This is a genomic window from Methanosarcina sp. UBA5, assembly GCF_002505485.1.
In the GTDB taxonomy this organism is placed as follows: Archaea; Halobacteriota; Methanosarcinia; order Methanosarcinales; family Methanosarcinaceae; genus Methanosarcina.
Window position 1 is genome coordinate 22,610 of sequence record NZ_DAVG01000071.1, and the last position, 10,819, is coordinate 33,428.

A 10,819-nucleotide genomic window follows, 5' to 3' on the forward strand; every position below is an offset into this window, starting at 1 on the left:
CAGAAAACTCACCTCCAGATGAAACTGTAAAGAGTTCACGGAACAGATTCATAAATTTTTATGTTAAGGGAATCATAGATCTTATGCACAGGGTAAGCAGCCTGAACCTTAAGGGAGTTTCCTCCCGTAGAGACCGACGTTTCATTGGGTTCCTGCTCCCTGGTACTCAAAATCTCAGAATAAGTGGTTCCGACGATATAGAAAGGTTTTTTTTCTGCTACTTTTTCCACAACAGACATCCCAGGCTGGGTGATGATTCCATCCTCATCTATACAAGACATAATATATGGATAAGTTTCTTTCACGCCGGATAACCACTGAATCCCATCTGCTTCATTTTCCGAAATTGCTTCAGAAACTCCACCTGTATACGGCGAACTGAAACAGGTGAAGAATCCCAGTGTCCAGAGCAGACAAAGAATCAGCACTGCAGAGCCAAGGCCAAGAGTATACCCTTTTCTAAGGAAAATAATGTAAAGGGAATAACCCAGCAAAGGAATCTGGGCAAAAATAATGAAGCTCAAATTTGCAAATCTATCTGGGGGGTAATGAATGAAGGGGTTTAAAAGGAAAGCAAGCTCCAGGAAAAAGGTTACGATGTAGAGGACCAGAAAGCGAGGGTACCTGCGAACAAAATGATGGCAAAACCTTTTACGATTCTGCCATACGATTACGGAATTGATCAGGATAAAAATTAAAGGAATATAGTATTTGCCGTAATAGAGATTCAAGAGATGCACAAACTCGAAAAATCCGTTTTCAGTTGATGGAAACGTGGAAAAAACTGTAGCCACTAGCATTTTAGCGTGCAGGATGAAGTTTGAACTAGATGTATCAAAGAATTGAAAAATAGATTTCGCACAAAGCAGGAAGCCTATCGAGATAAGTGACAGGAAGACAAACACAGGCATTTTTCTTTCTGCAGGATGGGAGGCACCAGAGAAGAGAAAATTGTGACTCAGGATTTTATGGAGAAATCCGGGCTTCAGTATTTTGCTGAAGGCTAGGGACAGGGAGAAACAGGCAAGATATACAAAAATAAAGGGATGAGCTAAAGGAATTAAAGGCATCATAAAAAGAAGGCAAACAGCCATTGCCCTGTTTTTATCTGAAATTGCACTTCTCAGCACAAGAAGATATAGAGGTATCAGGCAAAAACAAAGATAATAAGGAATTGCTGAGGTCTGGAAATGACCAAAATAAGGAATAAGCGAGGAGAGAAAAGCTGTTAAGACTAATTTTTCCCTGCTCATAAAAAGCCGATAGAACAGGAACATTCCAGTAATAAATATTATTGAAAAAAATACTGGCAAGAAGTATGAAAGTGCCGATGTTTCCAGGCCTGAAACCTGAGCCAGGGCTGAAACGAGAAGAGGACCCGTTGGAGAAAGGTTGGAAAAACCCGAAAGGTAACAAGAACCATGTCCTGCAAGCCCGATGTACGAAAATTCATCTCCCCTGCCTATTGAAACATAGCCAAGCATGTGAGGAGTTATCAGTACTGTAGTATGAACAAGAAACAGTATAAGAACCGCACTCATTTTTCGGTATGCTAGAAGCAGAACGCAGGCTGAAACGTAACAAAGGAGTAGGGTAAGATAAAAGTGGAAAGGAAGCTGTTCATAGATATCGACTGTATACCCTTCGGGCTGAATTCCCCTCAGAATAAGAAGGCTATAAACCAGTAGTAATAGAGAAATTGAGGTTATAATGTTTAATATGTTATTAGTAGTTTTAGACAATGTGTCCCCCATCCTTTTTGAAAATTGCAGAGTCCAGTTTCCGCACCTAAATATGATCTATCCCTGAAAACGTGGTTTCACTCTTAAAGAGTTTTTCTTTTACAGGCAGTACACAGGTCCAAAAACTTTCGTTCCTAAGATTTTATTTATTTGTTTCTCCTCTTTCGTATTCTTATTATATTCAATCGGCCCAACAAATAATTAATGGTTGTGCCCTGAGTGCAGTTTGATATACCTGCCTCAACCTAATTAATGTTTTGATGGGTTAAAATATTTCAACGATTAAAGGTTTTCGGGTACTGTACCTTTGTTCAAAGACTTTAGTATTTCTGTCACAATAACTCACGGTATATTAAGTATATCCTTCTTGAGTACAGATTCTGCTGATATTAATATATGGTTTTAGCCTTACAGAGTGAACATCATTTATTAGATTTATTTCTTATTCCTGCCAGTGTCTGCATGCCCCGAATTAGTTCTTCAGGAGAAAGCATGCATTTAAGATCAGGATAATTAGGCATTGCCCCTGTAAAATAAGCGGTTCTGGAGAATTTATAGAGGATCGTGCCATAAAATCGTACAATTAAGGTATATTAAGCCAGACTAAAATAATCCTTAAGCATCAAACTTCAGGAATAAACGTTTAGAACTATCATATCATTTGTTACTGATGGAGGAAATTAAACACAACAGATCAGAGTTTAAGAATTTAGATTTATTAAAATTTTTTCAAATTTTTAATTATAATATTTAGAAAATTTTTTAACTTTTATATTCCTGGGTAATCCTTCAGGCACATTTTTTTAACATTGTTTAGGACTTTCAGAATGTGACGGATTCTACGTTCTACAAGCTTTCCTTTCATGCACCAGTAAAATGGCCTGTTGTGCCCTACTGAAGGAAATTTAGTACAGGAAATATCAATTGGGTGGAAATAAAAGATGGTATGTCCTCTTTTTAAACTCTGGATAAGACCATTCAATACTAGAGGAGCTCCAAAAAAGCGGAGTATTGGGCCTCCTGACGCTGGAATTTTCAGTACATTCTGATAATACGCCCAGGGGAACTCAATAAAATTTCTATCGTCGCCTGCCTCAAGCCCGTTCTCTAAAGGGTAGTAAGGAAAAGACGAAACGGTCTCAAGGGACGAATCCGTTTTATTATAAAGAGAATTTACGGAAACTGAGGAATCATATTTGAACCCCATGCTTTCAAGTGAATCCAGCATCCAGCCACCTACAAAGGCATTTGGTGCCCTGTAGCCTATTACTCTCTCTCCACTAACTTTTTCAAGTATTCTTTTCGCAAGTAATGTTTTCTGCTCGAATTCCTCGTTACTCATTAATCGCTCCTTTGTCTCAGGATCGATTTTGCAGGCGTGATGCAGACCATGGCATGCCAGTTCATGTCCTCTTTCCGCAATTGACTCGACAAGTCCAGGATAGTGTTCTACAACATCTGCAACCACAAAGAAAGTGGCAGTCACGTTGAACTCATCGAGAATATCCAGTGCTCTCTTAGTGGGTTCAGTCAGATAATCATATCTGCCATCCCATTTTTCAAAAAACTCATTCACAGTCTTGTAAACGGCGTAAGGAGAACTGCAAACTGAAGGAATATGATACCAATCTTCAAGATCCACTGTAACTGAAAAACTTCCCCTCATAAGACCCCACTGCGCTACCAAATGCGTTTATAATCACGTAACAAATTTCTGACTTATAGTGAAATTACACGGGAATGGGAATAAATGAAAAGTTAACTTGTTAAAAAATTTAATATTTAGAGAGGGGGCATAAGAGTATAAAAAATTTTTTGATGATTCAATTAAAATAAAATGTAGGAAATAATCTTGAGAAGTATTTTTGTAGTTAACACTGTAAATTTAATTACGAGCCTAAATGATATAGATAGATATAAATACAGGATCGTTAGGCAAGTTGCTCTTCTCGATAATCTCGAGAAACTTTTGAAACTTGATTGGAAATATCTCATATTTCTTAATGGGTTACTCGATAAATGCAGGAAACTTTTCTTCTCAGTATTTCCGAGCCACGCCCGAGCCCTACAGAATAAATTTTAGATAATATCTGGTATGAAGGAGACTGTAGACGTTGAAACACGGATAAGTGTGAATATCTTGCAGGAAAATTGTAGGAAGATTGAAGAAACAGTTAAGAATACCTTGCCCAAACTTAAATCTGTTATATGGAGAATAAACCAATTATGTAAACTTATTAATTAGTAATGCCGAAGAGATGTAGAAAACTCAAAAGAGGACTTATGCCAAAAACCTCTAAATTTTCCTGGCAGAAATTAAAATCAGGAAATAAAACTTGAGTTAATTTATCCTGATGCAGCTAACCAAGAGGTTGTATAGTCGTATAGTTTTTAACTTCTTTGTTCCTTGGAGGCTTTTTGTAAAAATGTAGATCTTTTCCTGCCACGTCCTCTTTGAACTGAGCAGTCTGGGATTTATCCCGGCTTCAATAAGAGAGTCCAATTCTCTTGACATTTTATATTTTTCGATGTGGTCCAGATCAGTTGAACAAACTTTAAGTAAATAGACTTTTTGTACACTACTGCAACTAGTACTGCGACTCCGAAGTAGGTTCATAAAACTTAACTTTTGAATAGATCCGAAGATCATGGATTATTCCAGAAAATAAGGAATTAATTTTGGAATCGAAGCACTAGTGAATATTGTCTTTATTTTTTCTAGAGGCTTAAAGAAAAAGAAGCTTGCAAAGACTTATCTTAGTTAACAATAAAGTTCACAAAATTAAAAAGAAATGTTAATATATAACAGAATTTAACGAAATTTATTCTCTGCAGATAGTTTTGTTCATACCATGAGATCTACGACTAAAATGTACAGGAATAAAAATGAACGGAAAAAATCTGAAACATAGCTGGCAAAAAAGAAAAGAAATTGGATTTTACTTTACAATTTTAATTTTTTTGATCGCATTAGGAACAACATCCCTTTCCACTACATCACCCAGTACAACTGTTTATGTCGCTGGCGACGGAAGAGGGAATTTCAACTGCGATGGAAATAATGATCAGGTAGAAATAAACAAAGCTCTCGCATATGTTGCAGAAAACCCTCAGTTCACAACCGTTCATTTGAAGGGTCCCAATACATACGTTATCTCGGACAGTATTTTAGTTGGAAACGATACCACTCTGGAAGGAGATTCTACAGCCGTAATCAAACTTGAAGATAAAGCAGGCTGGCCAAAGAATAAGCCTCTAATTACGCAGATGGACAGTTCTGGAAGCCAGAACATCACCATAAAAGGATTTGAAATTAACGGAAATCATGACAGGAACGAAGAAAAAAAGAGAGGAGAGGGGTATTATAACCAGATTTATTTCTTAAACTCCAGCAACATTCAGGTTCACTCTATGTACATGCACGACGGACACGGAGATGGGCTGAAGATAGAGAGAAGTTCTAATATCCAGTTTTACAATAACCGAATATATAAACTGGGACATGACGGTCTGTTTGCAATTCAGTGCCAGAACGTAGAGGCCTGGAACAATACAATAACCTGCAGGACTAACAGTGGTCTTAGAATCTGGAACTCAAACCATGTAAAATTCCATGATAACGTAATAGATTCTTTCTACCACTGGAGTGCAGGCGGCTCTGGAGTTCTGATTGAGAAAACAACAGGTATGATGAATGACATAGAGGTGTATAATAATACCATTCATAACACCTATGGGCCCGGGATCTGGCTGTTAGGTTATGGTAACTCTTATCCCAGGGAAGAGGCAGAGAATGTATATATTCATCACAATATTTTCTACAACACTGGTACGAACCCTAGCATAGATTGGGTAGGTGGTATAGTAACAAGTGGGTTTTATAACACCCTTGTTGAGAATAATGTATTTGATGATACGTATCATGCTGCGATTATCCATATGTATCCTACGAGTGATTCTGCCAATCTTTCACCCAAAGGTACAGGATATACAACAATTGTCCGCAACAATATTATTGTAAACACGCTGCAACGTAAGAAAGACCCGAGCGGGACAGGATATGGAATTGTCAATTATCTGCCTGAAACGCATTCCTTTGTGCTGGAAAATAACTGCCTTTACAATAACTCAGCAGGAGACTACAGGAACGCCAGCTCGACAAGCGACATCCATGTAGATCCTCACTTTGCAAACGAAAAAAACCACGATTATCATCTGGAATCAACAGGTGGAAGATGGAATGGAAAAACGTGGGTAAAGGATACTATAAGTTCTCCATGTATCGATGCCGGTTATCCGGACTCTGATTATTCAAAAGAGCCAGGAAATTGTGGAAGCAGGATCAACATAGGCAGGTATGGAAATACTGAATGGGCTTCTATCTCAGGGAATAGGCCCGGGTATGTTGTATGGTGGAGCCAGCTACTTTCACCAGAATGGAAGATTTTCAGGCTGCTGCTGAAGATATTTTTCTTATTCTGCTTTAATATGTTATATTAAGGCTTTCTTAGCTTATTTAGCATGAAAGTGCTTGAAAACACTTTCATTTATTTGTGATTGACATTTGAAGAATTTCATATGTGTTATATTAGCAGAATATTTAGCTAATTAGAAAACAAGAGGATTTATCATTTATTCACTCAATGGCTATTTATTGGAGTGCGGGATTATTTTTAACAATTTGCGTAGCTGTGACCATAATGTCATCTAATCCTTTAATGTTTATTTTTTTAGCAGGTATGCCTGCAATTGAAATGCTTTTTTCACAAAACGATTTGTTTACGACCGAGTTTGCCCCAATTGTTATATTGTCGGCAATTACGACATTTCCAAAAATTTTGGCACCAGGCCCGATATACATGTTATTTCCAATTTGCGGGGCTGAAACCTCATCCAGGTTAGATCCTATATTGGTACAGGCATGTATTCTGCAATTGTCTCCAGTCCTGGCATTTTTATTTATAACGATAGTTCCTCTATGGGCAATACGCAACCCTGGGCCAAAGACATTTATCGGAATGCTGAATCCTAGATTGGCATTCATCGTGTAGAACCTGAATAACAAGTACTTAAGATATAATTTGAAAATTAGAATTTCTTACAGTTGTTATAGTACTCAATTTTTCGCAGTAATCTCTGAAATCTCCATATATCGTCACCAATTAATCTAGGGCTTTCATAATGTTTCCCTCAAGCGAATTTATCTGCTTGGACGTAGAGATCGTAATCTGCTTTTTATTTAAATCAACGTTGCGCTGGCGCACCTCGCAGCAAGCTAGTGGAGCATTCGACTGAAATAAAAAAATAGAAAGGGATTTTTCCCTTTATTACTTTACAATTACGCTCTTGCAGACAGACTTCCAGTACCGTATGCAGTTACTTTTTTGCAGCTTTTATCGTAATGGCTGACTTTTTAGTCTGCTGTACATGACAGTTTCCAGTACCATATATAGTTACTTTTGCGTCATAGGTACCCGGCTTTTTTACAATAAGCGAGCAATTGCATATGTGTTTTTTCGTGCAGTGTGTACAGTAAGATCTGCAGGACGCGACTACCTTTCCATTTTTATCCAATATCTGATATTGAACAATTTTAACAGTGCCTGATGTATAAGTTGTAAGTCCGATTTTAGCTGGTGCTATTCCGGTTGGATTGTTTACTGTAAACTTGACAATTTTTACATTACACGCAGGACTAGCTGAAGCGCCTGCGGTGGCAGTACATAACGCCAAAACCAATAAGGCTAATATAAAGAAAGTTGTTGTTCGTTTCATCATTTCATATGAATAGACAATCTTGAATATATAATTTAAGAAACCGCCTAAAATAAATAGGATTAAATGTAAATAAATTTAGACATATAGTTATCAAGAAAGTATAATATTCATAACTCTAAAAACTTGAAGATAATTCGTCTTTAGACGAAAATCGCTCTACTGCTAATTACGGTGATCCTGAATATATCGACCAAAACTTAGTTGTTATCCTTATTGGCATAAAAACCACTAAATACAACAAAGAAGCTTGTAGAAGTAATCACACCAAAAATAAAGTATAACAGGCGGTCTCAAAACTCGACTCATTTCTACAATTGGATAATTGGCATTGTTGACTTTAAATTTAGGTCGGAAATTATTATGAAATTCAGGCATATATTTGCCTTGAAGTAGAGTAAATTATCTTAATTGTAGAATCAACTTTATTTTTGAGACAGCTCCTAATGATTAGTTTTTACTTCAACATTCAAGGTGAGAATTTACAGGCAAATTTTTAAGTTCAGTAAATTAAGATCAAATGAATTCAAAAAACTCAGATTTCCCGTGAGTGTACTTTAATAAATTGTTGAAGCTAGAATATTCTTCTAAGAATTATGGTCCTGGAATTCAAGCAGCGAGAAAGATGCAAGTACTTTTAAGGGGAGTTTATTTGCAGTCCTGAAGAGATAAATTTTTTTAACTTTGAAGAATTATAATCTAATGTATTGGGGATTTGAAATGAATGAAAATAAGCGAAAGTATAAGTGGGGAGACAGAAAAAAGTTATTGTTTCTTTGTATAATTTTTCTATTTCTAATCGCAAGTATAATCTTCATCTTATCAAAGCCGTCTAATACAACAGTTTATGTTGCTGCCAATGGAAGTGGAGACTTTAACTGTGATGGAAGTGACGACCAGGTAGAGATAAACAAAGCTCTTGCATACGTTGCAGAAAACCCTCAGTTCACAACCGTTCATCTGGAAGGCCCACATACCTACGTCATTTCTGACAGTATATTTATTGGGAGTAACACTATTCTCGAGGGAGATCAAACAGCCGTGATCAAACTTGAAGATAAAGCAGGCTGGCCGCTAGAAAAACCTATGATTACACAAATGGACAGCGCCGGAAATTATGATATTATTATAAGGGGATTTGAGATTGACGGAAATCATGATGAAAACAATGAAAAGAATAGAGGGAAAGGATATTACAATCTGATCCATTTCCTTAATTGCGAGAATACACAGGTTCATGATATGTATATGCATGACAGCCACGGCGATGGGCTTAAAGTCGTAAAATGTTCAGGTGTTAAGTTTTACAATAACCGGGTGTATAAGTTAGGGCATGATGTCCTTTACGCTATCTATTCTTCGAATATAGAAGCCTGGAATAATAAAATAACATGTAGAACAAATAGCGGTTTGAGGATTTACAATACAAACCACGTAAAATTCTATAACAATATAATTGACTCAGAAGGGGAGGGCGGAGCAGGGATTGAAATCCAAAAAATTGGCCCGTCAACTGTGATGAATGATATTGAAATCTACAATAATCTGCTATATGAAACGAACGCAGCAGGCATATGGATTACAGGCTATGGGGCCGGGTATTCCAAAGATTCTGCAAAAGATATATTCATTCATCACAATAAATTTTATAAAACCGGTATTAACGAGGGTGCGGACTGGGCAGGGGGCATAGTGCTCAATGGTTTCCAAAATACCTTGATCGAGAACAATAAATTCGACGGATGCTATGGTGCTGCTATTGCCCACAAACAGGTTAGTGACGAGTTTTCGGCCCCAAGTTCAGGCTATACAACTGTCGTAAGAAATAATATAATAATTAATACACAGTCCAGTCCTGCAGCCGGAGAAGGATATGCTGTATACAACAAGCTGAACAACACCCATTCCTTTATCCTGGAAAACAATTGCCTTTCAGGCAACGCCGGTGGGAACTATATGGGTGTAAATTCTACCTCAGATGTCGAAGCTGACTCAGAACTTGCGGCTAAGTTGAACACCAATGAGTCTCTCGGAAAGGATTTTCCCTGGAGTGAAGCTATGTCTGCTGGACCGCAAACGCCTTATGAGATAGATGAAAACGAAGTCCAGACAGAACAGGACGAAGGCTTTGAATCGAGCCTTAAAAGGGTTTTTTCAGAGTTTATAAGATCCCTGAAAAAATTATTTTTAGGTATTTCGATGCAGTCTGATAGAGTGGAAAATGTTAAAATTGCTCTACCTCTCATTATTTCTGACAACAGGCTGAAAGAAGAAGCCCCAAACGTCACTTTTAGCGATAGTGAATATATCGATGTAGGAAAAAAATTCGATGGAAGTATTTACAGAGGCATTATAATCTTTGAGCTGAGTTCACTTAATCAGACTGACAAGATCGAAGAGGCAACTCTATCTTTATTCTGGTATTACCCAGAGAATCAAATGAGATCGAAGGATACTGTACTGGAAGTATACAGACCTGTGAAATGGTGCAAAGAACACGTTACGTGGCAGCAAAAAGAATCCAATGATCCCTGGGAAAATTCTGGAGGGGACTGGTATGACAGGAACGGGGTCTTCCAGGGCAGCACTCCATATGCCACAATAACGATCAGTGGAGATAAGACCCCTGACAATCGCTACTACGACCTGGATGTAACAGAACTTGTGCAAGAATATATAAGCGGAAAGTACGAGAATACAGGTTTCCTTATAAAGGCCCGCGAAGAAGAAGAAAACTATATCGCTTTCTATAGTTCCAACTGGCAAAACAAAAATCAAAGACCCAAACTCACTATAGAATGTGCCTGAATGCCGATAAAATTAGTCTGGAAATAGATTGAGTCATAAAGAAGAGGGCAATATTTGGATATAAAAGAAGAACTCTTTAATTTTTGATGCTACACTTTGGACATCTGGGAATCACGCTTGGGTTATTTTTAGGATTTGGGATTTTCATACCCCGACTGAGGAGGGTTCTGGTAGATCGAAATATCTTGCTATTGGAGCTCTCCTGCCTGACTTAATAGACAAAACTATAGGGAAATCGTCTTTGCTTCTATCCTTGCAAACGGACGCATTATAGGCCATACAATATTATTTTTCTATTTATCTTGCCTTAATAGGGTATACTTGTACGAAAAAATAAAGATTATAAAGGCTTCGCTCTTGCTTCAGGTTTCTTTCTTCATCTTCTAGAGGATTAAATATGAGTTCAGCCTAGAACTTTCCTCTGGCCTCTCTTCGGATTAAGTTTTCAGAGAGGTTCCATGGACTATACTGGACTATAGTCTTCAACGCAACTT

The 10,819-nt window shown here is 37.5% G+C and carries 6 protein-coding genes; 2 read left to right on the forward strand and 4 right to left on the reverse strand.

Annotated features, from left to right (window positions below; translation table 11 throughout):
- Nucleotides 1-35: 35 nt before the first annotated feature.
- Both BP621_RS06945 and BP621_RS06950 read right to left on the reverse strand, forming a co-directional pair.
- A complete protein-coding gene (locus BP621_RS06945) occupies nt 36-1,742 on the reverse strand; it encodes a hypothetical protein (protein ID WP_292388731.1) in 1,707 nt (568 codons plus the stop codon).
- Nucleotides 1,743-2,511: 769 nt separating this feature from the next.
- A complete protein-coding gene (locus BP621_RS06950) occupies nt 2,512-3,408 on the reverse strand; it encodes a polysaccharide deacetylase family protein (protein WP_292388732.1) in 897 nt (298 codons plus the stop codon).
- Nucleotides 3,409-4,628: 1,220 nt separating this feature from the next.
- Here BP621_RS06950 and BP621_RS06955 point away from each other — a divergent pair.
- On the forward strand, nt 4,629-6,242 hold the full coding sequence (locus BP621_RS06955) for a right-handed parallel beta-helix repeat-containing protein (protein ID WP_292388733.1): 1,614 nt from the start codon (nt 4,629-4,631) through the stop codon (nt 6,240-6,242).
- A 151-nt stretch (nt 6,243-6,393) separates the two neighbouring features.
- Here BP621_RS06955 and BP621_RS06960 read toward each other — a convergent pair whose 3' ends face one another.
- Nucleotides 6,394-6,807, reverse strand: a complete 414-nt coding sequence (locus BP621_RS06960; protein ID WP_292388735.1) for a serine O-acetyltransferase — start codon at nt 6,805-6,807, stop codon at nt 6,394-6,396.
- 311 nt (nt 6,808-7,118) lie between these two features.
- Nucleotides 7,119-7,475, reverse strand: a complete 357-nt coding sequence (locus BP621_RS06965; protein WP_292388737.1) for a hypothetical protein — start codon at nt 7,473-7,475, stop codon at nt 7,119-7,121.
- Between the two features lie 762 nt (nt 7,476-8,237).
- On the opposite strand from BP621_RS06965, the gene BP621_RS06970 reads away from it, so the two are divergent.
- Nucleotides 8,238-10,325, forward strand: coding sequence for a disaggregatase related repeat-containing protein (locus tag BP621_RS06970; protein WP_292388739.1), 2,088 nt, complete (start codon nt 8,238-8,240; stop codon nt 10,323-10,325).
- Nucleotides 10,326-10,819: the final 494 nt, after the last annotated feature.